Below are 26,043 nucleotides of genomic sequence, written 5' to 3' on the forward strand. Positions count from 1 at the left end.
CATTCATTTTGCTATGAATAATCTACTTCGCCGAGTATAAAACCCCAAACTTATCCATATACTATCTACTATCTTGAGAATAATTGTTACCCGCAGGCTAATTGTCATTCTCTAAGGCAGTTTACTGCTGGTTTTCATCTCTGATCAATGCTATGCCAACAGCTAACGGTCTATAAAGCGAGCGCAATCTGCACACTCCATTACAGAGCGAAAGGAAGATTCCATGACTCATCCATCTGACTTCATTCCGGAGCAAGAACCCCTTAGCTTAAAAATATCACACACCGACCCCGGGATCCAATCAGCCATCAGCCATCGTTTGCTGTTCCATTTGCACCAGGCGCCCAGTCTGCAAAATATCGTTATTATTTGCATCGGCACCGACCGTTCTACTGGAGATTGTCTCGGCCCGCTCGTAGGTACCCAGTTGTCACGTTATAAAAGCCCGCTCTTTCACCTTTACGGAACATTGGAGGAGCCTGTACATGCTATGAATCTGCAAACAACATTGGACGGCATACACACCCGGTACGACCAGCCCTATATCATCGGCATAGACGCATGTCTTGGACAAACCTCCAGCGTCGGATGCATTCAGGTTGCGGACGGGCCTTTGAAGCCTGGAGCGGGGGTAAATAAAGAATTACCGCCGGTCGGCGATATCCATTTGACAGGAATCGTTAACGTCGGCGGCTTTATGGAATACTTTGTGTTGCAAAATACAAGACTAAATCTGGTAATGAAATTATCAGATATCATTGCTGGCAGCTTATACTCCGCGATTAAGGAGTGGCATTACCGTTCCGTCCTGCTTGCTGCGCAAGAGTAACGGCTTCTTTCTCTTCAGGAGATAAGGAATAGGATGACTGCCCCGCTTCCAGGGGCTTGGCATACACATAAGAGCCATCCCGGTTATAAATACCGGTTAATACGATACCATCCTGATTATCATCTACAATGGCCATGGAGAAGCTTAAATCGCTCCCTCGCTCGCCAAAGGCATTATAGCGTTTGATACCTATATGTCCCTTCAGGCCAGTCAGTTTACTGCGTAGAGATTCCATACTTGCACGATGGGCTTCCTGCTCATCCTCAATCGTATCCATTTGCACCTTCAAATCAATCAGCAGCGTTTCCAAATTTTCGACACCGCTGCCTGCCATCATGGTTTCATACTTTCGTCGCATCTTCTTCAACTTTGCACCCTGCACAATGATAACAATCATCAGGATGAGCAAAATAAGCACAATCCCTGCAACGATTCCGGCAAGCTGTTCCATGATTAGTCCGTTCAATTCAGCCATATGCTTGCTTCTACTCCTCCACCTCAAAAATCATGTCACTGCATACCTCTTATTTTATACGTTTGAGGACAGCGAAACAAATAACAAAAGGCTATTAGTTTATCCATCCAGACCATTCTGATTCCTTCACTTCCAGACAAAGCAAAGACATATCTCACTTCCCATTTCGATCAAGGAGACATGTCCTATTTCGTACAGACTACTGCAATAGTTCCAGTAATCTTTCCAAATCCTGCTGGCTGTAATAATTCAATTCGATTTTACCTTTATCCTTGTTATGCTTGATTTTCACAGTTGTTTTAAAACGTTCACGCAAGGACTCTTCCATATGATCAATAAAAGGGTCCTTTTTTCTCACCTTGGACTTGGCCTTCGCTTCACCAGGCTTATGATCCAACTGCTGTACAGCTTCTTCCAGCTCCCGAACACTCCATTGTTGCTCAATACATTGTGTCGCCAATTGCTTCACCATATCGGGATTTTTAAGCCCAACAATCGCTCTGGCATGTCCCATAGATAATGTTCCACGTGAAACATGATCCTTAACTTCCTCCGGCAATGCAAGCAAACGAAGAAAATTCGCAATATGAGAGCGCGACTTACCCACTTTCAAGGACAATTCCTCTTGAGTTAACGAGAACTGATCCATTAATCCCTGATAAGCTACTGCTATTTCCATAGCGTTCAGATTTTCACGCTGCAAATTCTCAATCAGGGCAATCTCCATTACCTGCTGATCGGTAAAATTGCGAACAACCACAGGTATCGTCGAATTCCCACAATATTGAGAAGCCCGAAATCTTCTTTCACCTGCAATAATTTCATAGCCTCTTAATACACTACGCGCAATAATAGGTTGGATAACACCGTGCTGACGAATGGATTCTGCCAGTTCTTTAATCGATTCCTCATCAAACGTTTTTCGAGGCTGGTACGGATTTGCACGCAACTGGCTAAGTGGAATGTCAACAACCTTGTCCTCATCATTGACTGTAAGGGAGGGAATGAGTGCATCCAGCCCTTTTCCCAACCGTTTACTCATAAGATGCCACTTCCTTTGCCAACTCAATATATACCTCTGCCCCACGGGAGCGGGGATCATACGTAATAATGGACTGGCCATGTGATGGTGCTTCACTGAGTCTCACATTGCGTGGAATAATCGTCTGATAAACCTTGCTTTGAAAATACTTTTTCACTTCTTCAATCACCTGAATACCCAAATTAGTGCGGGCGTCAAACATCGTCAACAATACGCCTTCAATTTGCAGCGAGGTATTCAAGTGCTTTTGTACCAATCGCACCGTATTCAGTAGCTGACTTAATCCTTCCAATGCGTAATATTCACATTGAATAGGGATAATGACCGAATCAGAGGCTGTTAAAGAATTAAGTGTCAAAATCCCCAACGACGGAGGGCAATCAATCAATATATAATCGTACTTATGCTTGACGAGCTGGAGAGATCTTTTTAACCTGAGTTCACGAGAAATGGTCGGTACCAGCTCAATTTCCGCTCCTGCCAGCTGAATGGTGGCCGGAATAATATCCAGTCCCTCAATCTGTGTACTGACAATCGCTTCGCTAGGATCAACCTCATTAATGAGTACATCATAAATGCAATTTGCCACATCCGCCTTATTGATACCCACACCGCTGGTTGTATTACCTTGCGGGTCGATATCCACGAGCAATACCCTTTTGCCGAGGGAAGCAAGTCCGGCGCCCAAATTCACGGAAGTAGTTGTTTTGCCCACTCCGCCCTTTTGATTGGCTACGGCTATTATTTTTGACACTTCATTCACCTCATAATTTAATCGGAATCCTGCTATATTTCTTGAACAGCATTTTGCATCATTCGATTCCCAACGCTTAAAAGTACAATAGATAGACAAACTAAACCGTTTGGATCTATATATTGCTGATTTAAAATCGCTCTTGCGATTGATGCAAAATGCTTATATTGCAAAATCCTCTAGTAAGACGATTCTCCATCATTAGCTTACGGATAACGGCAATTTTTAAAATAGAATACGAGTATGCTGCGGTTTTATTCGGCGTTAGACAGAAAAAGCGGCAATTGCTGCCGCCTGTACGCTTCATCCCTTACTTACGTTTGGGAATTTGAATGACAATCTCATAGTGATCCTCATGATCGGATTCCTTGGTCTTGATATCCAACCCTGAGCCAGACACCATATCAATGGATTGACGAATCGTATTCAGCGCAAGCCGGACATCCTTAGTAAAGGAAATCCGCTTGGATTTCTTCATCGTGGACACTTGTTTATAAAAGGCGACTCTCGCCTCTGTCTGTTTCACATTGAGTTCCTTAGCGATGACTTCATCCAAAACCTTATACTGTAGCTCTTCAGTCTCTAATGACAATAACGCACGGGCATGACGCTCGGACACTTTGCGTTCCATTAGAGCACCTTTCACTCTCTCTGGCAGGTGAAGCAGCCGTATCTTATTAGCAATAGTGGATTGGCTTTTGCCAAGTCGCTGAGCGAGACTTTCCTGGGTGAGCTGATGCAGATCAATCAGCTTCTGGTAAGCTACAGCCTCTTCAATCGCTGTTAGCCCTTCCCTTTGAAGATTCTCAATCAACGCGATGGACGCAGCTTGTGAATCATTAAACTCACGAACAATGGCTGGAATGGTATCCATCCCCAGCTTGGTAACAGCTCTCCATCGACGTTCCCCTGCTATAATTTCGTAATGTCCATTACGGAAACGAACGACAATCGGCTGAATTACACCATGCGTCTTAATGGTCTGGCATAGCTCATCAATCTTCTCGTCGTCAAATATGGTGCGGGGCTGATAAGGACTGCTGACAATATCCCCAACTGGAATTTGTTTTATTTCGTCCCCAGAGGATCGCTCCGTCAAACCAAATAGCTTGGAAAATTGTTCTTTCATTCCGTATAATACCACCTAATTTCATAATAGCACCATACTAACAGCGCTTCGTGAAAAACAGTTCCTTACGCGGATCGTAGCCCCTTTTATATGAGACAGCGCCGTAACCGGGTACACTCCACGTATTCTCCCTGGCATTGTTGTCCCGCTCCCCCTTATGTATATCTGAATTGAACGGTACGGGAAGCAGTCAACTTACATCAAAAACGATTATCTCTATTCTATCACTTTTCCAGCCATAATCCTATCGTCTCTACCAGCTTTTCGGAAGGATCAGAGAATAAATTGTGTACCCGATCAGATGCCTATTTATCCATGTTCCTCTGCGTCGTAAGTAAAGACCTTCTGCATCTTACGTTGTTTATGTAAAGAGCATCGCAAGCCATAAAAAAAGTGAATGTTTCACGTGAAACATTCACTTTCTTTCAATTGGTTACACTAACGGTGTTTTTAAAGGCATACCCGGCTTACGCGGATATTTCCGTGGTGTAGCTGCTCTTTTTTCAATAATAATCATATGTCTAGCTGCATCCTCTACAGGTAACTGAAAAGCCTGAATATGCTTAATTTTTCCCTTAAGCTCTTTCAAGCTGTAGGAAGCTTCCTTGATTTCCTCTGTCGGGTCACTGCCCTTCATCGCAGCAAAGTGACCTCCTTCACGGACAAAAGGCAAACAAAATTCATTCAGCACCGCAAGACGGGCAACGGCTCTGGCTGTGACCAGATCATAGCTGTCCCGGTATCCCGTTTTACGACCCAATTCTTCTGCCCTGCTATGAATCAGCTCCACGTCTTCCAATCCCAGTTGTTCTACCACATGCGCCAGAAATTGTATGCGTTTGTTCAACGAATCCACAATGGTCAACTGAATCTGCGGAAAGCATATTTTCAAAGGAATACCGGGGAATCCTGCACCCGATCCGATATCTGCCAAGCTTTCCACATCATTTAACGGAACATAAAAAGCCAGCGAAAGAGAATCGTAAAAATGCTTGGTGTACACCGCATCACGCTCTGTAATGCCTGTCAGGTTCATCTTTTCATTCCACTCAACCAGCACACGGTAATACATTTCGAACTGCTCTAACTGACTGTCATTAATCACAATGCTATGCTCTGCCAGTCGCTGCTTAAATTGCTGTTGTATCGCGTCCATTATGATCCCCTTGCTGCCGTTACGCGGTTATAATGCTCCAGATAAACGAGCAAAATGGAAATATCCGCAGGAGTCACACCCGAAATACGGGATGCCTGACCAATCGACATCGGACGAATTTTCGCAAGCTTCTGCTTGGCTTCAATCGCCAAACCCTGAACCTCATCGTATATGATATCCTCTGGAAGTTTTTTCTTCTCCATTTTTTGCAGACGTTCTACATGCATCAGTTGTTTCTCGATGTAGCCCGCATACTTAATCTGGATTTCGACCTGCTCCTGTTCCTCCTCAGTCAGAGCTACAGGTGAAGGTGAAATTTGTGCCACTTGTGTATAGCTGATCTCTGGTCGACGCAGCACGGTTAACAAATTACTGCCGTCCTGTATCGGTGCAGATCCACCCTGCTCCAGCATCTCATTTACATCAACTGGACGAACCTTCGCCAGACGCAAACGCTCAATCTCTTGCTCTACCTTTTGCTTTTTATCCAAAAAGCGCTCGTACCGTTCATTCGTAATCAGGCCAATATCGTGTCCGATCGGAGTCAAACGCAAATCTGCATTATCATGACGCAGCAACAGGCGGTATTCCGCACGGGACGTTAGCAAGCGGTAAGGCTCATTCGTCCCCTTGGTCACCAGATCGTCGATCAGAACCCCGATATAGCCTTGGGAGCGGTCCAACACGACAGGTTCTTTGCCCTGTACCTTACGAGCCGCGTTAATGCCTGCCATAATCCCTTGGCCCGCAGCTTCTTCATAACCGGAAGTGCCGTTAATTTGACCCGCCGTGAACAGGCCGGGTACTCTTTTCGTTTCCAACGTAGGCCACAATTGTGTAGGCACCATGGCATCATACTCAATCGCATAGCCGTTACGCATCATTTCTACCTTTTCCATCCCCGGAATCGAGCGCAGCACAGCTAATTGCACATCCTCAGGCAAGCTGGTCGACAAGCCCTGAACATAGTATTCAGATGTGTTTTTACCCTCAGGCTCCAAAAAGATTTGGTGCTTCGGCTTATCACTGAAACGCACCACTTTATCTTCAATAGATGGACAATAACGCGGTCCTGTTCCTTCAATCAGACCGGAGAACATCGGCGCACGATGCAAATTATCATTAATAATCTGGTGGGTTTCTACTGAAGTATAGGTCAGCCAGCAAGGAAGCTGCTCATTATCCGAAGACTTCGTTTCATACGAGAAAAACTTCGGTTGATCGTCCCCCGGCTGAATTTCCGTTTTGCTAAAATCAATCGTGTCCTTATGCACGCGCGGCGGCGTACCTGTTTTGAAGCGGACCAGATCAAAGCCCAGCTCACGCAAATGCTCAGACAATCTCAACGAAGGCTGTTGATTGTTCGGGCCACTTTCATACATCAGCTCACCCATAATGATTTTCCCGCGTAAATAAGTGCCTGTAGTTAAAACAACCGCTTTGCTTCGATACTCTGTCCCCGTCTTTGTGATGACACCCACGCAATGACCGTTTTCAATAATCAGCTCTTCCACCATTCCCTGGCGTAAGGTCAGATTTGGTTCCTTTTCCATCGTTTCCTTCATCGCATGCTGATAAGAGAACTTGTCTGCCTGTGCGCGCAATGCGTGGACTGCAGGCCCCTTACCTGTGTTCAGCATCCGCATTTGGATAAACGTCTTGTCGATGTTCCGGCCCATTTCGCCGCCCAAAGCATCAATTTCACGCACCACATGCCCCTTGGCAGGACCGCCAATAGACGGGTTGCAGGGCATGAACGCGACCATATCCAGGTTAATCGTAATCATCAACGTACGGCAGCCCATCCGGGCTGCTGCCAAGGCGGATTCTACACCCGCATGGCCTGCGCCTACGACAATTACGTCATAGTCGCCTCCTTGATATCCCATACCTTTCTTACCTCCTTATGCACTTCGGTCTTCGCGTACCGAATATGCTCTTGTATATCTATAACGATAGTAGGGCTTAACCCAGCCATACTCGAATGCCCTATTTGCCCAGACAGAATTGTGAAAATATTTGATCGATTAAGGCATCATGCGCCGTATCGCCCACAATCTCGCCCAAATGCTCCCACGCCAGCCGTACATCAATCTGAATCATGTCAATCGGAACAAATTGATCAGCGGCTTCATAAGCATCTACCAACGATTGGCGAGCCTTCTTTAACAAAGCAATATGCCGTACATTGCTGACATATGTCATATCGGCTGATTCCAGCTTACCGCTAAAGAACAATTGTGATATGGCCTGCTCCAACCGATCTGCTCCCTCATTTTCCTTTACAGACATCGGTACGATAAGCTCTTCAGGAACATAACGCAGCAACAAATCCCGGTCTACTTGGGCCGGTAAGTCCATTTTATTCATAATGACAATCGCTTGTCTACCGCGGATTTGTTCCATTAATGCCATTTCATCCTCATGCAGTGGTTCGTTAGCGTTAATCACGATGAGCAGCAGATCCGCTTCACTAACCGCCGTTCTCGAACGCTCTACCCCGATCCGTTCCACTACATCCATCGTTTCCCGAATGCCAGCCGTATCCAGCAGTTTCAGAGGAATGCTGTTAATCGTCACATATTCCTCAATAACGTCACGGGTAGTGCCCGGAATATCGGTCACAATCGCCCGTTCGCCCTGAGCCAGTGTATTCAGCAGCGAGGATTTCCCCACATTCGGTCTTCCGACAATCGCTGTGGTTAGGCCCTCACGTAAAATTTTCCCCTGCTCCGCTGTATGCAGCAGCCGATCAATTTCCGCCATGACCTGACTGCTCTTATCCTTGATTAACTCAGACGTAAAAGATTCCACATCATGCTCAGGATAATCAATGTTCACTTCAATATGAGCCAGTGTCTCTACCAGAACATGACGCAAACGGCGGATATTCTGTGACAGTTGTCCATCTACTTGCTTCAAAGCTACTGAAAAAGCTTTATCCGACTTCGAGCGAATCAGGTCAATGACTCCCTCCGCCTGACTCAGATCAATACGACCATTCAGAAAAGCACGCTTCGTGAATTCGCCCGGTTCGGCCAAACGTATATTTTGCAGCAATAGTAAATCCATCACCCGTTTGACGGCTACAACCCCACCATGGGTACTGATTTCTACGACATCTTCTGTTGTAAAAGAGCGCGGTGCTCGCATGACCGTAACTAGAACTTCCTCCACCTTTTCCTGGCTTTGAGGATCTATAATATGTCCATAGTGTACCGTATGAGATGGAGCCTTGCTTAGAGGCGTTTTGCTTCGGAACAAAGCTTCCACTTCCGTAACGGCTTCCGGGCCGCTGACCCGTACAACCGCAATGCCCCCTTCGCCGACAGCCGTTGCAATAGCAGCTATGGTATCGCTCAGCATATGGTTTCTACCTCCTATCAAGTAGAAACGGCATTGCCGTCCTTGATCAAGGACGGCAACCGTTTCAGCGAGAAATATAAGAACAAATAGAGTGAAACTTATAAAGTCTTATGTTTAAAAAAAAGCAATGGCTTCTGCACCTTGCAGAGAGCCATTGCGTCGGATTATTTTTTAGCAATGACGACGCGCCGATTCGGCTCGTCCCCCTTGCTGTATGTTCTAACCAGCGCATGCTGTTGAAGCTTGGCGTGAATCAGCTTCCGCTCCTGTGACGGCATTGGCTCCAGCACTACTTCCTTGCCGTAACGAATAGCTTGGTTGGCCAGCCGATCCGCCAAATCCTCCAGCGTTTTTTGCCGACGTGCGCGAAATTGCTCGGCATCCAGCACAATCCGGATGAATTTGTCAGAATGACGGTTAGCAACGATATTCGTCAGGTACTGCAATGCATCCAGCGTCTGTCCCCGGCGGCCGATCAGCATGCCGAGCGACGGACCGGATATATCCAGTATGCTTTCATCCTTGCGGTGACGAACATCCACTTCCACATCCAGTCCCATTCCCGCTGCTGTTTCATGAATAAAACGCACAGCTTCTTCATAGGGATCTGCATGGCCCGTGGAGGCTTCCTTGCTCGTACGTACTTCCTGCGTAACAGGTTCAGCTTCCGTAACAACAGCCTGTCCCACGATTGGCGTTTGTGTCGATACATAATGTTCAGCCGCGTGTGTGGTTTCGGGAGACGGATCAGACAGCAGAGTAAGCTCTACCTTCGCCTTCTTGACCCCGAGCCACCCCAGGAATCCTTTTGACGGCTGTTCCAACACGTTTACGGTTACCCGTTCACGGCTTACTCCCAGCTGGGAGAGTCCTTGTTTTACAGCATCTTCAACGGTTTTTCCTGAAGTCACGACTTTGGTCATCTCGACTTTTTAGCCCCCTTCGAGTTTCTGCCACCTTTTTTCTTGTTATTGCTATTGGAGGAACCTGTTTTCGTAAGACTGGCTGTTTTCACATTTGCCAGCGCAACTTCTTTATCCTTATTCCGATAAAGGAAATAGTTTTGAATAATCGTGTAAATATTACTGTAGAACCAGTATAACGGCAAAGCAGATGGGAAGTTATACGACATGAACAGAATCAGCACCGGATAGACGTACAGCAAAAATTGCATCGGTCCCTGCTGCGGAGTCGGATTCATTTTCATCATCATCCAGGTTTGGACGAATGTTGTGATTGCCGCCAGAATTGGCAGGATAAAGAAGTGATCCGGTTTACCTAACTGGAGCCACAAGAAATCATGATCCCGCAATGCCGAGTTATAGTAAATGGCATTATAGAGCGCGATGAAAATCGGCATCTGAACGACCAAAGGAAGACAGCCCGCCATCGGGTTGACCTTGTTTTCCTGGAACAGCCTCATCGTCTCTTGCTGGACTTTCTCAGGCGTATCCTTGTATTTCGCTTGAATTTCTTTTAATTGCGGCTGAATGGCCTGCATTGCTTTAGAACTGCGTACTTGCTTGAGTGTAAGCGGCAAAATAATGGTACGCACGATAATCACCAGTATCAGTACGGCCAGGCCATACTCTCCAGAGAACCATTGGGCAAACGTATCCAGCGCATACGAAAACCAGTAAACGACATATCTTTGCCACCAAGATCCATTGGCCAAATCTGCCGTCGTGTAAGAATTGTGGACTGTCGGAGCACATCCAGACAGCACAGCAACAAGTGCCAATAAGGCAATCAGGAGGAACCATTTCCCCCGTTGAGTCTTCAAACGCGACACTTCATAACCCCTTTCTTAACCAATCCATTCCAACGTAAATCATACCATATCCTGTAGGACAAAGATACTGACTATCGGCGTGAAGACTTGAGCAGCGAGGCTTTGCGCAGAACGTGCAGCACGCTTTTCTCCAGCTCCTGATACGACATTGTAACCGCTCCCTTGCGGACGATAAAAATCAGGTCAATTTGCTCCACCAATTCATGCTCATGATGGCGCATAATTTCCTTAACGATCCTGCGCATCCGGTTGCGGACAACTGCGTTGCCGATCTTCTTGCTGGCCGAAATTCCAACGCGGAACTGCTCTACCTCTCTGCGGCGGAACCAGTACACCACAAACTGATGGTTGGCAAAAGATTTGCCATGGCGGTATACTCGCCCAAAGTCCGCCCGGTTTCGTAGACGCAATTTTTTTTGCACGGCGCTTCTCCTTGCTCATCTCTTTTACACATGCCGGCATGCCAATCCTTACCCCTTATATAGTAAGAAGTATGGACAACATTCCCCCATGGTAATCTCGCTTATTTTACATCCATTTTCAAAAGCTTCATCTAATATAGAGCAGGTTGCGGTGCTCCTCCCTCTTTTTTCACTGCATTTCTGCAGACACAGGGAAAGCGATCCGCCCCATAAATACCTCCATTATGAAAAAAAAGACCACCGTAGTGGTCTTTATGCACGCATTACGCACTCAATACTTTTCTGCCTTTTTGGCGACGAGCTGCCAAAACTTTACGGCCATTCTTTGTGCTCATTCTTTTACGGAAGCCGTGAACTTTTTTACGCTTGCTGACATTCGGTCTGAAAGTCGGTCTCATTGTACTGCACCTCCTTACAAGGAATACGTTTTATATGGAATATACCTAACATAGCAATCTCCACAAAAAACACCTTTGTACATTTAACCACAAATAGCGGCCAAAGTCAATGTACAGCTTAATCCCCTCCCCCAAAATCACGCAATCCTCTCCCTCTTTTTCACGCCCAGAGATTTTGCTCCTTCATCCAGTTCACTTATCCCACGCTCTTTTGTCCTTTTTTATCGTGGATTTTCTTTGACCTTCCTTCTTCAATATCAGCTTGTCTACATTTTGCGTTCCTTCCACCACTCCTATTCCTTACTGTTTGCTCTTCCTTCCTATTCCTTCACACCGTCTCTATTTTGAGATCGGCATATTTCCAAGCATCATGACCATATCATTAAAAATATTGTCGGAAACGTTACCGGAAATTTTCAACAGGAAAAACGCCTCCTGTGACCAAAAGGCAACGGCTGTTATGCACAGATCCACAAAAAAAGCTGAATTGTGATTTAAATGGTCATAACCTGTGCATAACATTTTGAGACGATAAAGAGTTATTGTCGAAAACTGAACAAATTATAAACAATATCTTGTGTTGTGAATAAAAATTGTACACAACAGATTGAATTTGTGGATAAATAACCATGAGTCATTGAAATACAAGGCTTCTTTTGCTATGATGATATTACTTTTGAATGTGAATATGTTGTTTTACCCTCCATATTATCAACACCCTGTGGATAAAGTTGTGAACAAGTTCAATTTATCCATCTTTTTATTTTTGTGCGGATTCGGGATTCTGGGGATATATTCTACATTTTTCATTTGATTTCGACATATTGCAGTCCCGTTTTGGCCTGCGGGATCAAGAGAACGGATCGTGCCGCACATACCCTCCTGAGAAATATCGCCTTCTTCTGCCGATCAGCAGCGGATTTTTCCATTAGCTTTTTTTCAGGACCATTTTGTGCTGCGTTCTCTCATCACACTGCCGCATGATTTAGGCGGCGGTATGTCTTTTTATGGCCTTCAACAACATTTTTGGGATTTTAGGCGTTTTGCCGAAGCGCCGGGAGCAGCTCTCTGCAGCTTAAACGGCAAAATGTCAGGATTTAAAAGGAGTGACGTCTGTGGACAGCCATACCTCTGAACTATGGCAGCAAATTCTATCCATCATACAAACCAAGCTGAGTAAGCCGAGTTACGACACTTGGTTTAAGGCTACCAAGGCAGCGAAACTGAATGACCACTCCATTGTGATTTCCGCACCGACAACTTTTGCCGTGGAATGGCTTGAAAGCCGCTATACCAAGCTAGTCGGGGCAACGGTTTATGAAATTTTGGGCAAGCAGCTGGAGGTCAAGTTCGTCATTGAGGAGAACAAGCCCGCCGAGTTCGATCTCCAGCAACAACCTCAGCAGCAGCCGGTCGTACATGAAGAAGCCGTGTCCCATATGCTGAATCCCAAATATACATTCGATACGTTTGTCATCGGATCGGGGAACCGTTTTGCCCATGCAGCATCGCTGGCCGTCGCCGAGGCGCCGGCCAAAGCTTACAACCCGCTGTTTCTGTACGGCGGCGTAGGTCTGGGAAAAACGCATCTGATGCACGCCATCGGGCATTATATTTTGGAACACAACCCGGCCAGCAAGGTCGTGTATTTGTCATCGGAGAAGTTTACGAACGAATTTATTAATGCCATCCGGGACAACCGCGGGGAAAGCTTCCGGAACAAATATCGTAATATTGATATTTTACTCATTGATGATATTCAGTTTATTGCAGGCAAGGAGTCGACGCAGGAGGAATTTTTTCACACGTTCAATGCGCTTCATGAGGAACGCAAACAAATTATTATCTCAAGCGATCGTCCGCCTAAGGAGATCCCAACGCTGGAAGAACGGCTGCGTTCCCGCTTTGAGTGGGGATTGATTACAGATATTCAGCCACCGGATCTGGAAACGCGAATTGCAATTCTCCGGAAAAAGGCGAGAGCGGAGAACCTGGATATTCCTAATGAAGCCATGATGTATATCGCCAACCAGATTGATACGAACATCCGTGAGCTGGAAGGGGCGCTGATTCGCGTTGTTGCCTATTCCTCGCTGACCAATCAGGATGTGACAAGTCATCTCGCGGCCGAGGCGTTAAAGGACATTATTCCTTCCAGTCGTCCCAAAATGATTACCATTCAGGATATACAGCATCAAGTCGGGGAATTTTACAATTTGCGCCTGGAGGATTTCAAAGCACGCAAGCGGACGAAGGCTGTGGCTTTTCCACGGCAGATCGCCATGTACCTGTCACGCGAGCTAACCGACTATTCGTTGCCGAAAATCGGAGAAGCCTTCGGTGGACGCGACCATACAACCGTCATTCATGCGCACGAAAAAATCTCCAAATCCATTCAAGTGGATCAGGAGCTGTTCAAAGTTATCAACAGCCTAATCGAAAAAATCAAAAATCCAACCTGAACAAGTTCAGAGCCTATACACAACTTATACACATGTGGATAGGCTTGATTTTATTAGGCTTACACCGACTTATCCACATATTCAGTGCGCCTATTACTATTACTAATAGATTTTAAAGATATACATCACCTAAATAAGGCCCGCGTCAACGCGTGCTTGAAGGATTAAAACCCGTAGGAGGAACTTATGAAGATCAGCATTTTGAAAAACGTATTGAACGAGGCTATACAACATGTATCCAAGGCCATATCAAGTCGGACCACGATTCCGATTTTGAGTGGTATTAAGCTGGATGTGAATCATCAGGGAGTAACGTTGACTGCCAGCGATACTGACATCTCCATTCAATCCTTTATTCCGATGGAGGATGGTGACCAAACCGTCGTTCAGGTCGAACAACCGGGAAGTGTTGTACTGCCAGCCAAGTTCTTTGTCGAAATCATCAAGAAGCTGCCGTCTCAGGAGATCCGCATGGAGGTAAAAGACCATTTCCAAACCTTCATCTCATCCGGTGCAACCGAAATTCAGATTGTGGGTCTGGACCCTGAGGAATTCCCGGTGCTTCCGAGCATTGAAGAAAATCAGGTTATCTCTGTACCAGGTGATTTGCTCAAAAACATGATCAAACAGACCGTTTTCTCCATTTCCACTCACGAAACGACACCTATTTTGACAGGGGTATTGTGGAATTTGGCTGAGGGCGAATTAAAATTTGTAGCAACGGACCGCCACCGCCTCGCCACCCGTAGCGCCCGTTTGGAAACGTCCGAAGGCTTGCGCTTCAGCAATGTTGTCATTGCAGGTAAAACGTTGAACGAACTGAGCAAAATTATTCCGGATCAAAATATGCTTGTGGATATCGTCGTAGCAGACAACCAGGTACTATTCAAAATTGACCGGGTTCTGTTTTATTCCCGCATTTTGGACGGAACGTATCCGGATACTTCTAGAATTATTCCAACCTCCTACAAAACAGAACTGATTGTGGATACAAAAAGTTTGAGCGAATCCATCGACCGTGCTTATTTGCTGTCCCGTGAGGAAAAAACGAATATTGTAAAAATGCAGTCGCTGGAAAACGGTGGCTTGGAGATTTCCTCCAGCTCCTCCGAGCTGGGTAAAGTACGTGAGGAAGTCACAGTCTCCAAATTTGAGGGAGAGCCGCTCAAAATCTCGTTCAACTCGAAATATATGCTTGATGTGCTGAAGGTGATTGACAGTGAGCAGCTGACGATTGCTTTTACCGGCATTATGAGCCCGATCATTTTAAAACCGGCGGACTCCAGCAATGCACTGTACATCATCCTGCCATATCGCACCACCAACTAACGTCTAGCGTCACCCACCCGAGAACAAGCGAAAGGATGAACAAGCCTTGAAACGGATATCTATACAGACCGAATACATCAAGCTCGATCAATTTTTAAAATTAGCCGATTGTGTTTCTACAGGGGGAATGGCCAAAGCTCTGTTGCAGGAGGGGCAAGTTCGTGTCAACGGTGAGCCGGAAGAACGACGCGGAAGAAAACTGTACCCGGGCGATACCGTAGAAGTAGAGGACAACGGAAGTTTCGAGATCACGGCAGGAGCATGATCGCCTGGTCGGCAAGGACTCCTTTTAGGTGCGGAGTAACAAGGGGGACCCTATGTGTTTGTGAACAATATTGTTTTGCAGCAATACCGGAACTATGAACAGCTGGAGCTGAATGAATTTGGGCCCGTTAATTTGCTGATCGGACAAAATGCGCAGGGCAAAACGAACCTGGTAGAGGCGATTTTTGTTCTGGCTCTGACAAAAAGTCATCGGACGTCGCGCGACAAGGAGTTGATCTCTTTCGGAGCTACCTCCACTCACCTTGCTGCGGATGTGGATAAAAAATACGGAAAAATCAGGCTGGATCTGTCGTTATCCACACAAGGAAAAAAAGCGAAGATCAACGGACTGGAGCAGCGAAAGCTGAGCGATTTTATCGGTTCGCTGAATGTCGTTATGTTTGCACCTGAGGATTTGGAAATCGTCAAGGGAACACCGGGGGTACGTCGCCGGTTTCTTGACATGGAAATTGGACAGGTTGCTCCGGGATATCTGTACCATTTGCAGCAATACCAGAAAGTGCTGGTCCAGCGTAACAACCTGCTCAAACAAGCTTGGGGCAAAGATATGGCTTCCGTACAGCTCATGCTGGAGGTATGGAATGAGCAACTTGTTGAGCACGGTGTTAAAATTGTTAAAAAGCGGAAACAATTTATAACAAAGCTGCAAAAGTGGGCTCAGGCCATTCATGAAGGGATCGCGGGAGGGACTGAGGAGTTAAAATTAACCTATGTTCCCTCCTTCAGCGAGCCGGAGGAAGAAGATGAAGCTGTCTTATTGGAGCGATTTATGATAAAGTTATCCCAAATGAGGGAACAGGAAATCCGCCGTGGTATGACTTTGGCAGGACCCCATCGTGATGATTTGGCCTTTGCCATTAACGGCAGGGAAGTGCATACGTATGGCTCTCAGGGGCAGCAGCGGACGACTGCCCTGTCCTTGAAGCTGGCTGAAATTGAATTAATCCATGAGGAAATTGGTGAATATCCTGTCCTGCTGCTGGATGATGTTCTATCCGAACTGGACCCCTACCGTCAGACCCAACTGATCGAGACCTTCCAGAGCAAGGTACAGACCTTTATTACGGCAACTGGTATTGAGACCTTGAATGCAGAACGGCTCAAGGATGCCAGTATTTATCACGTCCACGACGGGCATGTGGAACACTAAGGAGTGAGTGACCGCTATGTATATTCATCTGGGTGGAGAAAAAATCATCCGCTCGTCAGAGCTTGTGGCTATTTTCGATATCTCGATTGAAAAATCCTCTAAAATCTCCAAGCAGTACGTGAACCACGCCCAACAGCAAAAGCATGTCGAGATGATTGGTGAAGAGGAAGCCAAGTCCATCGTGGTGACTCAAAATACGGTGTATTATTCCCCCATCTCCTCAACAACTCTCAAAAAGCGGGCAAACCAGTTTGTTGCCAATGCTTAACCATAGAATCTATAGAAGTAGGTGAAAGGCATGTCTATGAATCAACCGTCTTATGATGCGGGTGAGATTCAGGTCCTGGAGGGCCTGGAGGCGGTTCGGAAACGTCCCGGGATGTATATCGGTTCCACCAGTGCCAAAGGGCTCCATCATCTGGTCTGGGAAGTTGTGGACAACAGCATTGACGAAGCGCTGGCAGGCTATTGTGACAGCATTCAAGTTGTCGTTCACGAAGATAACAGCGTTACCGTTACAGATAACGGACGCGGTATTCCAGTAAGCGAACACGCCAAAATGAAAAAATCTGCGCTGGAAGTCGTTATGACTGTGCTTCACGCAGGTGGTAAATTCGGAGGCGGAGGGTACAAGGTATCCGGCGGTCTGCACGGTGTTGGTGTATCCGTAGTGAACGCCCTCTCCAGCAAAATGGTCGTTCACGTCAAACGGGATGGGCATATGTACGAGCAGGAATACCATCGCGGTGCTCCGCAGTATGATGTCAGAGTCATTGGCGATACGGACGAAACCGGTACCCAAACGACGTTCTACCCGGACGATCAAATTTTTACAGAAACGACCGTATATGACTATGAGACGCTCCAAACGCGGATTCGTGAGTTGGCTTTCCTGAACAAAGGAATTGCGATTAGCTTGACCGATGAACGGACTGGCGCCAGTGATACGTTCCACTACGAGGGCGGAATCAGTGAATACGTGCAATTTTTGAATCAGAAAAGAGAAGCACTTCATGAGCAACCGATCTATGTCGAAGGCTCACGCGATATGATTCAGGTCGAAGTTGCGCTGCAATATAACGACAGCTATACCGAAAATATTTATTCTTTCGCCAACAACATCAACACCCATGAAGGCGGCACCCATGAATCTGGCTTCAAGAGCGCATTGACCCGGATCATTAACGATTATGCACGCAAAAATGGCTTTATCAAGGACAACACCGCCAACTTGACGGGTGACGATGTGCGTGAAGGACTGACAGCGATTATCTCCGTCAAAATCCCGGAACCTCAGTTTGAAGGTCAGACCAAAACGAAGCTGGGTAACAGTGAGGTGCGCGGGATTGTCGAATCCCTGTTCGCAGAGAAACTTCAGGAATTTCTGGAGGAAAATCCGTCTGTCTCCCGTCGCGTTGTTGATAAATCATTACAAGCAGCCCGTGCTCGTGAGGCTGCACGTAAAGCGCGTGAGCTGACTCGTCGTAAAAGTGCGCTGGAAATCAGCTCCCTCCCAGGTAAGCTGGCAGACTGTTCTTCCAAGGATGCGTCGATTAGCGAACTGTACATCGTCGAAGGCGATTCAGCGGGCGGATCGGCCAAGCAAGGCCGTGATCGTCACTTTCAGGCTATTTTGCCGATTCGCGGTAAAATCCTGAACGTCGAGAAGGCACGTTTGGATCGTATTTTGTCCAGTGATGAAATTCGGTCAATGGTAACGGCTATGGGAACGGGGATTGGCGACGATTTCGATATTGCTAAAGCTCGTTATCACAAGGTCATTATTATGACCGATGCGGACGTCGATGGAGCCCATATTCGGACGCTGTTGCTGACATTTTTTTATCGGTACTTGCGTAAAATTATTGACGCCGGCTATGTCTATATTGCTCAGCCGCCGCTGTTTAAGGTAGAGCGCAATAAGGTCGTACGTTATGCAAACTCTGAAGCCGAACGTGATGCTATCATCAGTGAATTCGGAGAAAATGCGAAGTACAACGTACAGCGTTATAAAGGTTTGGGTGAAATGAACGCAACCCAGTTGTGGGAAACGACAATGGACCCAGAGAGCCGTACAATGCTTCAAGTTACCATCAGTGATGCAATGCTGGCTGATACGATGTTCGATACCCTAATGGGCGATAATGTTGAACCGCGTCGCGACTTTATTCAGGAGCACGCCAAGTACGTGAAAAATCTTGATGTTTAAATTTACACTATTCCATCATGGACGGCTGTATTAACTGCTTTCATTGATGGATTTTGCCAAGGGGCGCTCAGATTGAGCGTCCCTTTTCCTGTCATTAACCCGTCGGGGAGAATTTGAATATTTAATATCAAAGCTTTACGCCTTTTTCTTAGTGCGTGCAGGTTTACCCGTGGATGCTGTATAACGGCCGTAGCCTACAGCATACCTGAATATTTTATGATATAGGCTTTTGTTGGGCAGGGAAGAGAACACTTTAATGGCTGGTCTCGTATTCACTTCCAAAATCCACGGATAGATTTGCTGATCCAGTCCTATATCCAATCCAATTTCCCTCAAACGAGGATATCTTTTTTGTAGCTGCCAAGCTACCCGTTCGCCCATTTTCGATAGTTTTTGCTCCAGTCGTACCGCTTCCTTTACATCCAGATATGGGGCTACTAGTTCATTGAAAAAGCGCACTGTGCCCCCGCTGTGGTGATTGGTGACGACTTTGTCAGGAGCAGCTACACGTCCTATGATGAGCGTTGTCTCCCATTGCTTTCTCAAGTTCATCTGTGTTAATACCCGTAGATCAAAGGGACACGCATCATGATGAAGAAGGGGGATTCCTCGTTGAATTAGATAAGGGCGCTTCCGTATGCGATGAGAAACTGCTTTATGCAGGTCTTCCGGATTTTCGAAGGTGTGGGTCTCTACCTCATAACGAAGGATGTACCACGTTCTTTCCCCGATAATTCCCTCTTCAGTCGGCGGAAGCGGTTCAGTGAGTCTTTCTGCGCGCATAACCCCTTTCCCATAAGTACCGTTATCCGGCTTAATATAGACGGTTCCGTACACTGCCAACATTTCATTCAAGTGTTCCATTGCATACAAACGTGTTTCTGGTACATAAGTGGACAACGACGGATTGGGGAGGATGACATTTGTTTTGGTCCACTTACTGGATACTCGTTGAATAGACAAGTATTCTCATCCCTTTCTTTTGAAAATGTAAGTCACGTTCCATGGAATTCAAAACGCTTGAACAAAACAAGGGAAACTAAAGGACAAGTGCTTAAAACAATGATATAATAGAGAAATACGGCGTTTTTTCGGAATTGTGCTCAGTTAACCCTGACCGTATACGTATTGTATGTGGAAAAGGCCTTCAGGGTGGGGGCTAATCCCCAGTTCGGGGGAATTTGTCATGATCAGGACCTGTGAGCCGTACGATGCATTAGCCATCTGCTGCTCATAGAAGGGCAACTTCTGAGGGTTTTACGCTGTAAAGCGGACAGATGTGTTTAATTGTGCTCTTTTTGTGAAAGTAATATAATTATACAGATGAGGATTTCAGCCAAAATCCTGCGCACAGAGCGGAGTATATAGGCAGTGTCTTGTTAGGCTTTTCACATAGAGAGCAATGTATTGAAGGATGAGAAGGAGGACCAGCATGGCGGATCAAAAAAACTCGCAAATCATCAACAGGGATATCGGAGTGGAAATGCGCGAATCCTTTATGGATTATGCCATGAGTATTATTGTTAGCCGTGCCTTGCCTGATGTGCGGGACGGACTGAAGCCGGTACACCGCCGTATTTTGTTTGCGATGTCCGAGCTAGGCATGTCGCCAGACAAGCCATACAAAAAATCGGCAAGAATCGTCGGTGAAGTTATTGGTAAATATCATCCTCATGGTGATACGGCTGTATACGATACGATGGTTCGGATGGCGCAGGATTTTTCTTTGCGTTATATGCTGGTGGACGGACACGGTAATTTTGGCTCCGTTGATGGAGATATGGCGGCTGCGATGCGTTACACGGAAGCGCGATTGTCGAAGATCGCGATGGAAATGCTGCGTGATCTGAACAAAGAGACCGTTGATTTTATGCCGAACTACGATGGTGAGGAGAACGAGCCAGTCGTGTTGCCTGCACGTTATCCTAACTTGCTAGTGAACGGCGTCGGCGGGATTGCGGTCGGAATGGCTACTAATATTCCTCCGCATAACTTGGGAGAGGTTATTGACGGTGTACAAGCACTGATTGAGAACCCTGACATTACACCGATGGAACTGATGGATTATATTCAAGGGCCGGATTTCCCGACAGCAGGTTATATTTTGGGACGCTCGGGCATTCGTCAGGCATACCAGACTGGCCGCGGATCTGTAACTATGCGTGCGAAGACCACCATAGAAGAGATTGGCAATAAAGCACGGATTATCGTGCATGAGCTGCCTTACCAAGTAAATAAGGCTCGTCTGGTCGAAAAAATTGCTGAATTAGTACGTGATAAACGTATTGAGGGCATCACCGATCTGCGGGATGAATCGGACCGTACAGGCATGCGTGTCGTTATGGAGTTGCGCAGGGATGTGAACCCGAACGTTGTTCTGAACAATTTGTTTAAGCATACGGCAATGCAGTCCACTTTCGGTATCAATATGCTTGCAATTGTAAATAACGAGCCGAAGATTCTGAACCTGAAAGATGTCTTGTATCATTACCTCAAGCATCAGGTTGAAGTCATTCGTCGTCGTACAGAATTTGATCTGAAAAAAGCCGAGGCCAGGGCACACATTCTGGAAGGTTTGCGCACTGCCCTTGACCATCTGGACGAGGTCATTGCATTGATTCGTTCCTCACAGACCGCAGAAGCAGCGCGTGAAGGACTGATTGAACGCTTCTCGCTGTCTCTTGAGCAGGCTCAGGCCATTCTGGATATGCGTCTGCAACGTCTGACTGGCTTGGAACGTGAGAAGATCGAGAACGAATACAATGAGTTGTTGCAAAAGATTGCGGAATACCGCGAAATTTTGGCCAACGAGCATCTGGTGCTTAACATCATCAGCGAAGAGCTTAATGAGCTAAGAGGGCGTTTCGCAGATGAACGTCGTACTGAAATTACAGTGGGTGAAGAGAGTATTCTGGATGAGGATCTTATTCCCCGTGAGGATGTTATCATTACTGTAACCCATACCGGATATATTAAGCGTCTTCCCGTGACTACTTATCGTAGTCAAAAACGCGGCGGTCGTGGTGTAGTGGGGATGGATACCAAGGATGAGGATTTCGTAGAGCATCTGTTCATTACGAATTCACATCATCATTTGTTATTCTTCACCGACAAGGGTAAAGTATATCGGATTAAGGCCTATGAGATTCCTGATCTGAGCCGGACAGCCCGGGGGACACCGATCATTAACCTGATTCAGATTGAGCAGGGCGAGTCGATCAATGCGGTTATTCCAATTGAGGAATTTGTAGAGGACAGCTATCTGTTCTTTGCTACTCAGCAAGGGATTATCAAGAAGACACCGCTCGATAACTACGCTAATATCCGTAAGGGTGGCTTGATTGCCATCAACCTGCGTGAGGATGATGCCCTGATCGAAGTGAAGCTGACCGATGGACAGCAGGAAATGATCATTGGTACGGCGCAGGGCATGTCTATCCGCTTCCCTGAGAGTGATGTACGTTCCATGGGTCGTAGTGCCACTGGGGTTAAAGGTATTACTCTCGATAAGAGTGACGCTGTAATAGGCATGGATATTGTTGATACCAGCCTGGATATCCTGATCGTAACAGCCAAAGGATATGGCAAACGTACTCCTGTACTGGATTACCGTATCCAAGGCCGTGGAGGTAAGGGGATCAAGACGATTAATGTCACGGATAAAAATGGTCCAGTTGTTGGCCTCAAGGTTGTAAAAACCGAAGAGGATCTGATGATCATTACAGCCAGTGGAACCTTGATTCGGACCAGCATGGAGGAAATTTCGACGATGGGTCGGAATACACAAGGGGTAAGGCTGATCAACATCCGCGAAGATGATTCGGTTGCTACCGTTTGTCGTGCGAACAAGAATGAGGAGCAGGATGAATTGCTCGATGAATTGCTCGAGGAGCAGGATACTAACCTAGAAGTTGGTGAGGGTGCATCTCCATCACCAGATGATTCAGCACTTAGTACGGATGTAGAAGGTACACAAGGTAACGATTCGGAGCCTTCTGAGGACGAGTAACAATCCACCGATATAAACAGTGGTATTGGTTTTTAAATGACGGGGAAGACTCCTTGGCCATTGGTCAGGGAGTCTTTTTTTATTGCCGACAGATGAATACAGCAAGTATGCTAAAAATCATATAAAATGAATGTACAGGATCAGGTTCAAGTAATATAATGACATAATAAAAACTGACAGCTAGAGCTGCTGTTATGAGAACAGAGAGGTTGACCATGACAACAGTACCCGTATCCGAATTAAAAGCAGGACTTAGATTGCAAAGCGACGTATTTACTGAAATGGGCAGCTTGCTGCTCCCGAAGGGCCGTATTTTGCTACCGCGTGATTTGGAGATTTTACAAGCATTCCTGATCCAGCAAGTAGAAGTAGGGCCTGATGGTTCGACAAAAGCTGGTGAAGATCATGCTACTGCTCGAGTTGGGGCTCCTGAAGCGCAATCCCCTTCGTTAGAGGAGCGGGATGAGTCCGTTTTATTCCAGGAAGAGTACGACAAAATGGTGATGCTCGTGAAAAATGCATTCCAATCGGTACTCGTATCTAATCTATCTATATATGAGTTGCGGGGGCAGTTGGAAGCCTTACTGGTATACATCCAGCGCTATAATGTAATGACGTTTACTCCGCGTGTCATGATTGAAGTTGATTATATTTTTCATAATGCGGTACTAACCTCTCTGACTTCGTATTCTATTGCTCAATGGATTGGCTTGCCCCAAAAGGACTGGATGCAGGTTGCTTTTGCCGGATTACTCCATGATATTGGTAATGCTAAAATGGACCCGGCCATTCTGTACAAGCCCTCTAAATTAACGTGGGAGGAGCAGGAAGAAATTCGTCAGCATACTTCATTAGGCTACCAATTACTCAAAAATGTGAAGGCCATTAATGAAGGAGTACGTCTGGCAGCTCTTCAGCATCATGAGAAAGTGGATGGTACCGGATATCCATTGCGACTCAAAGGGGAGCAAATTCATATTTACGCTAAAATCGTTGGAGTGGCTGATGTATTCCATGCCATGACACTGGAGAAGACCTACCGACCAGCACAATCCCCGTATCTGGTACTGGAGCAAATCAAATCAGAATCATTTGGTAAGCTGGACCCGGGTGTTGTACAGGTTTTCATCCAAAAGCTCACTCAATTCAATAACGGAACCAAAGTGCGTCTCAATGATAACCGTACAGGGGAAATTATATTTGCTGATCGAGACCATCCGACTCGTCCGTTGGTGCAGGTAAACGGGGAAATCATTAACTTAATGGTTCAAAGAGAGCTATATATCGAGTGTATTGTTACTTAAGTAAGTTTTTTTAAAAAAACAGTTGCGTAATATAATAGAAGTATGATATATTATTTCTTGTCGCTTCAAGTGTTATCAAGTAGAGCGAAAAACACTTTTGAAAAAAAGTGTTGACACAACTGAGAGATACATGATATACTATAAAAGTTGCTGAGGGGATGAAAGAAACCCTGAGGCGAAAAAGAAATGTTTGATCTTTGAAAACTGAACAACGAGTGAGTACGGATTTTGCTTGCAAAATCCAACGCTGAGATTTTGGTACATGCCGTCAGGCTGTATAAAATGGAAGCGAACAATGAGATATTTTATCTCGTCAGTTTCAAAATGAGCATATCGCTCTTTCTATAAACCAGCTTTGGTTGGTCTTTAATGGAGAGTTTGATCCTGGCTCAGGACGAACGCTGGCGGCGTGCCTAATACATGCAAGTCGAGCGGGGTTGTTTTAAAAGCTTGCTTTTAAAACAACCTAGCGGCGGACGGGTGAGTAACACGTAGGCAACCTGCCTATCAGACTGGGATAACTACCGGAAACGGTAGCTAATACCGGATACATCCTTTCCCTGCATGGGGAGAGGAGGAAAGACGGAGCAATCTGTCGCTGATGGATGGGCCTGCGGCGCATTAGCTAGTTGGTGGGGTAAAGGCCTACCAAGGCGACGATGCGTAGCCGACCTGAGAGGGTGATCGGCCACACTGGGACTGAGACACGGCCCAGACTCCTACGGGAGGCAGCAGTAGGGAATCTTCCGCAATGGGCGAAAGCCTGACGGAGCAACGCCGCGTGAGTGATGAAGGTTTTCGGATCGTAAAGCTCTGTTGCCAGGGAAGAACGTCTTGTAGAGTAACTGCTACAAGAGTGACGGTACCTGAGAAGAAAGCCCCGGCTAACTACGTGCCAGCAGCCGCGGTAATACGTAGGGGGCAAGCGTTGTCCGGAATTATTGGGCGTAAAGCGCGCGCAGGCGGCTCTTTAAGTCTGGTGTTTAATCCCGAGGCTCAACTTCGGGTCGCACTGGAAACTGGGGAGCTTGAGTGCAGAAGAGGAGAGTGGAATTCCACGTGTAGCGGTGAAATGCGTAGATATGTGGAGGAACACCAGTGGCGAAGGCGACTCTCTGGGCTGTAACTGACGCTGAGGCGCGAAAGCGTGGGGAGCAAACAGGATTAGATACCCTGGTAGTCCACGCCGTAAACGATGAATGCTAGGTGTTAGGGGTTTCGATACCCTTGGTGCCGAAGTTAACACATTAAGCATTCCGCCTGGGGAGTACGGTCGCAAGACTGAAACTCAAAGGAATTGACGGGGACCCGCACAAGCAGTGGAGTATGTGGTTTAATTCGAAGCAACGCGAAGAACCTTACCAGGTCTTGACATCCCTCTGATCGGTCTAGAGATAGATCTTTCCTTCGGGACAGAGGAGACAGGTGGTGCATGGTTGTCGTCAGCTCGTGTCGTGAGATGTTGGGTTAAGTCCCGCAACGAGCGCAACCCTTATGCTTAGTTGCCAGCAGGTCAAGCTGGGCACTCTAAGCAGACTGCCGGTGACAAACCGGAGGAAGGTGGGGATGACGTCAAATCATCATGCCCCTTATGACCTGGGCTACACACGTACTACAATGGCCGGTACAACGGGAAGCGAAAGAGCGATCTGGAGCGAATCCTAGAAAAGCCGGTCTCAGTTCGGATTGCAGGCTGCAACTCGCCTGCATGAAGTCGGAATTGCTAGTAATCGCGGATCAGCATGCCGCGGTGAATACGTTCCCGGGTCTTGTACACACCGCCCGTCACACCACGAGAGTTTACAACACCCGAAGTCGGTGGGGTAACCCGCAAGGGAGCCAGCCGCCGAAGGTGGGGTAGATGATTGGGGTGAAGTCGTAACAAGGTAGCCGTATCGGAAGGTGCGGCTGGATCACCTCCTTTCTATGGAG

General features: G+C 46.6%; 21 protein-coding genes and 1 rRNA gene. 10 read left to right on the top strand and 12 right to left on the bottom strand.

Features of this window, described 5'->3' with window-relative positions:
• Positions 1-223: 223 nt before the first annotated feature.
• Positions 224-829, top strand: a complete 606-nt coding sequence (gene yyaC / locus QMK20_RS26825; RefSeq protein ID WP_283654022.1) for a spore protease YyaC — start codon at positions 224-226, stop codon at positions 827-829.
• Here the strand turns inward: yyaC and QMK20_RS26830 are convergent.
• From QMK20_RS26830 to rpmH, 11 genes are all read right to left on the bottom strand, one after another.
• Positions 783-1,304, bottom strand: a complete 522-nt coding sequence (locus tag QMK20_RS26830; RefSeq protein WP_283654023.1) for a DUF4446 family protein — start codon at positions 1,302-1,304, stop codon at positions 783-785. The two genes, yyaC and QMK20_RS26830, sit on opposite strands and share 47 nt — an antisense overlap.
• Positions 1,305-1,503: 199 nt before the next feature.
• Positions 1,504-2,346 (bottom strand): ParB/RepB/Spo0J family partition protein, encoded by an 843-nt coding sequence (locus QMK20_RS26835; RefSeq protein ID WP_283654024.1) that lies wholly within the window; start codon positions 2,344-2,346, stop codon positions 1,504-1,506.
• On the bottom strand, positions 2,339-3,100 hold the full coding sequence (locus tag QMK20_RS26840; RefSeq protein WP_025683689.1) for a ParA family protein: 762 nt from the start codon (positions 3,098-3,100) through the stop codon (positions 2,339-2,341). The genes QMK20_RS26835 and QMK20_RS26840 overlap by 8 nt, the downstream gene beginning before the upstream one ends.
• A gap of 310 nt (positions 3,101-3,410) precedes the next feature.
• Entirely contained in the window at positions 3,411-4,229 is an 819-nt protein-coding gene (gene noc / locus QMK20_RS26845) for a nucleoid occlusion protein (protein WP_283654025.1), read from the bottom strand.
• 433 nt (positions 4,230-4,662) lie between these two features.
• Positions 4,663-5,385, bottom strand: a complete 723-nt coding sequence (gene rsmG / locus QMK20_RS26850) for a 16S rRNA (guanine(527)-N(7))-methyltransferase RsmG (protein WP_283654026.1) — start codon at positions 5,383-5,385, stop codon at positions 4,663-4,665.
• Positions 5,385-7,274 (bottom strand): tRNA uridine-5-carboxymethylaminomethyl(34) synthesis enzyme MnmG, encoded by a 1,890-nt coding sequence (gene mnmG, locus QMK20_RS26855; RefSeq protein WP_283654027.1) that lies wholly within the window; start codon positions 7,272-7,274, stop codon positions 5,385-5,387. Before mnmG ends, rsmG begins: the two co-directional genes overlap by 1 nt.
• Before the next feature lie 100 nt (positions 7,275-7,374).
• Complete coding sequence (gene mnmE, locus QMK20_RS26860) at positions 7,375-8,751, bottom strand: tRNA uridine-5-carboxymethylaminomethyl(34) synthesis GTPase MnmE (protein ID WP_283654028.1); 1,377 nt, start codon at positions 8,749-8,751, stop codon at positions 7,375-7,377.
• A 164-nt stretch (positions 8,752-8,915) separates the two neighbouring features.
• Positions 8,916-9,674: an RNA-binding cell elongation regulator Jag/EloR gene (jag, locus tag QMK20_RS26865; protein ID WP_283654029.1), complete on the bottom strand. Its 759-nt coding sequence runs from the start codon at positions 9,672-9,674 to the stop codon at positions 8,916-8,918.
• Positions 9,671-10,543 carry a YidC/Oxa1 family membrane protein insertase gene (locus QMK20_RS26870; protein WP_283654030.1) on the bottom strand — a complete coding sequence of 291 codons (873 nt, stop codon included), beginning with the start codon at positions 10,541-10,543 and terminating at the stop codon, positions 9,671-9,673. The genes jag and QMK20_RS26870 overlap by 4 nt, the downstream gene beginning before the upstream one ends.
• Positions 10,544-10,614: 71 nt before the next feature.
• On the bottom strand, positions 10,615-10,965 hold the full coding sequence (gene rnpA / locus QMK20_RS26875) for a ribonuclease P protein component (RefSeq protein WP_283654031.1): 351 nt from the start codon (positions 10,963-10,965) through the stop codon (positions 10,615-10,617).
• Positions 10,966-11,228: 263 nt separating this feature from the next.
• Positions 11,229-11,363, bottom strand: a complete 135-nt coding sequence (gene rpmH / locus QMK20_RS26880; RefSeq protein WP_007433250.1) for a 50S ribosomal protein L34 — start codon at positions 11,361-11,363, stop codon at positions 11,229-11,231.
• 1,115 nt (positions 11,364-12,478) lie between these two features.
• Between rpmH and dnaA the strand changes: the two genes are divergently transcribed.
• The 6 genes from dnaA (at position 12,479) to gyrB (ending at position 18,798) form a co-directional block, all read left to right on the top strand.
• Complete coding sequence (gene dnaA, locus QMK20_RS26885; RefSeq protein ID WP_014279007.1) at positions 12,479-13,825, top strand: chromosomal replication initiator protein DnaA; 1,347 nt, start codon at positions 12,479-12,481, stop codon at positions 13,823-13,825.
• Positions 13,826-14,011: 186 nt separating this feature from the next.
• Positions 14,012-15,154, top strand: coding sequence for a DNA polymerase III subunit beta (gene dnaN / locus QMK20_RS26890; RefSeq protein ID WP_025683682.1), 1,143 nt, complete (start codon positions 14,012-14,014; stop codon positions 15,152-15,154).
• A 46-nt stretch (positions 15,155-15,200) separates the two neighbouring features.
• Positions 15,201-15,419, top strand: coding sequence for a S4 domain-containing protein YaaA (yaaA, locus tag QMK20_RS26895; RefSeq protein ID WP_014279009.1), 219 nt, complete (start codon positions 15,201-15,203; stop codon positions 15,417-15,419).
• 54 nt (positions 15,420-15,473) lie between these two features.
• Positions 15,474-16,589 (top strand): DNA replication/repair protein RecF, encoded by a 1,116-nt coding sequence (gene recF, locus QMK20_RS26900; RefSeq protein ID WP_025683680.1) that lies wholly within the window; start codon positions 15,474-15,476, stop codon positions 16,587-16,589.
• A 16-nt stretch (positions 16,590-16,605) separates the two neighbouring features.
• Entirely contained in the window at positions 16,606-16,857 is a 252-nt protein-coding gene (remB, locus tag QMK20_RS26905; RefSeq protein WP_007433255.1) for an extracellular matrix regulator RemB, read from the top strand.
• 30 nt (positions 16,858-16,887) lie between these two features.
• Entirely contained in the window at positions 16,888-18,798 is a 1,911-nt protein-coding gene (gene gyrB / locus QMK20_RS26910; protein ID WP_283654032.1) for a DNA topoisomerase (ATP-hydrolyzing) subunit B, read from the top strand.
• Positions 18,799-18,933: 135 nt separating this feature from the next.
• Here gyrB and QMK20_RS26915 read toward each other — a convergent pair whose 3' ends face one another.
• On the bottom strand, positions 18,934-19,761 hold the full coding sequence (locus tag QMK20_RS26915; protein WP_283654033.1) for a YheC/YheD family protein: 828 nt from the start codon (positions 19,759-19,761) through the stop codon (positions 18,934-18,936).
• A gap of 469 nt (positions 19,762-20,230) precedes the next feature.
• Between QMK20_RS26915 and gyrA the strand changes: the two genes are divergently transcribed.
• The 3 genes from gyrA (at position 20,231) to QMK20_RS26930 (ending at position 26,035) form a co-directional block, all read left to right on the top strand.
• Entirely contained in the window at positions 20,231-22,807 is a 2,577-nt protein-coding gene (gene gyrA, locus QMK20_RS26920) for a DNA gyrase subunit A (protein ID WP_283654034.1), read from the top strand.
• Between the two features lie 215 nt (positions 22,808-23,022).
• A complete protein-coding gene (locus tag QMK20_RS26925; protein ID WP_283654035.1) occupies positions 23,023-24,111 on the top strand; it encodes an HD-GYP domain-containing protein in 1,089 nt (362 codons plus the stop codon).
• A gap of 366 nt (positions 24,112-24,477) precedes the next feature.
• Positions 24,478-26,035, top strand: a 16S ribosomal RNA gene (locus QMK20_RS26930).
• The last annotated feature ends 8 nt before the right edge of the window (positions 26,036-26,043 follow it).

Origin of the sequence: Paenibacillus sp. RC334, from assembly GCF_030034735.1 — a bacterium.
Classification (GTDB): Bacteria; Bacillota; Bacilli; order Paenibacillales; family Paenibacillaceae; genus Paenibacillus; species Paenibacillus terrae_A.

Coding starts and splice junctions, on each gene's coding strand:
- yyaC (WP_283654022.1), top strand. CDS start 224: ATGACTCATCCATCTGACTTCATTCCGGAGCAAGAACCCCTTAGCTTA.
- QMK20_RS26830 (WP_283654023.1), bottom strand. CDS start 1,304: ATGGCTGAATTGAACGGACTAATCATGGAACAGCTTGCCGGAATCGTT.
- QMK20_RS26835 (WP_283654024.1), bottom strand. CDS start 2,346: ATGAGTAAACGGTTGGGAAAAGGGCTGGATGCACTCATTCCCTCCCTT.
- noc (WP_283654025.1), bottom strand. CDS start 4,229: ATGAAAGAACAATTTTCCAAGCTATTTGGTTTGACGGAGCGATCCTCT.
- rsmG (WP_283654026.1), bottom strand. CDS start 5,385: ATGGACGCGATACAACAGCAATTTAAGCAGCGACTGGCAGAGCATAGC.
- mnmG (WP_283654027.1), bottom strand. CDS start 7,274: ATGGGATATCAAGGAGGCGACTATGACGTAATTGTCGTAGGCGCAGGC.
- mnmE (WP_283654028.1), bottom strand. CDS start 8,751: ATGCTGAGCGATACCATAGCTGCTATTGCAACGGCTGTCGGCGAAGGG.
- jag (WP_283654029.1), bottom strand. CDS start 9,674: ATGACCAAAGTCGTGACTTCAGGAAAAACCGTTGAAGATGCTGTAAAA.
- rpmH (WP_007433250.1), bottom strand. CDS start 11,363: ATGAGACCGACTTTCAGACCGAATGTCAGCAAGCGTAAAAAAGTTCAC.
- dnaN (WP_025683682.1), top strand. CDS start 14,012: ATGAAGATCAGCATTTTGAAAAACGTATTGAACGAGGCTATACAACAT.
- remB (WP_007433255.1), top strand. CDS start 16,606: ATGTATATTCATCTGGGTGGAGAAAAAATCATCCGCTCGTCAGAGCTT.
- gyrB (WP_283654032.1), top strand. CDS start 16,888: ATGTCTATGAATCAACCGTCTTATGATGCGGGTGAGATTCAGGTCCTG.
- gyrA (WP_283654034.1), top strand. CDS start 20,231: ATGGCGGATCAAAAAAACTCGCAAATCATCAACAGGGATATCGGAGTG.
- QMK20_RS26925 (WP_283654035.1), top strand. CDS start 23,023: ATGACAACAGTACCCGTATCCGAATTAAAAGCAGGACTTAGATTGCAA.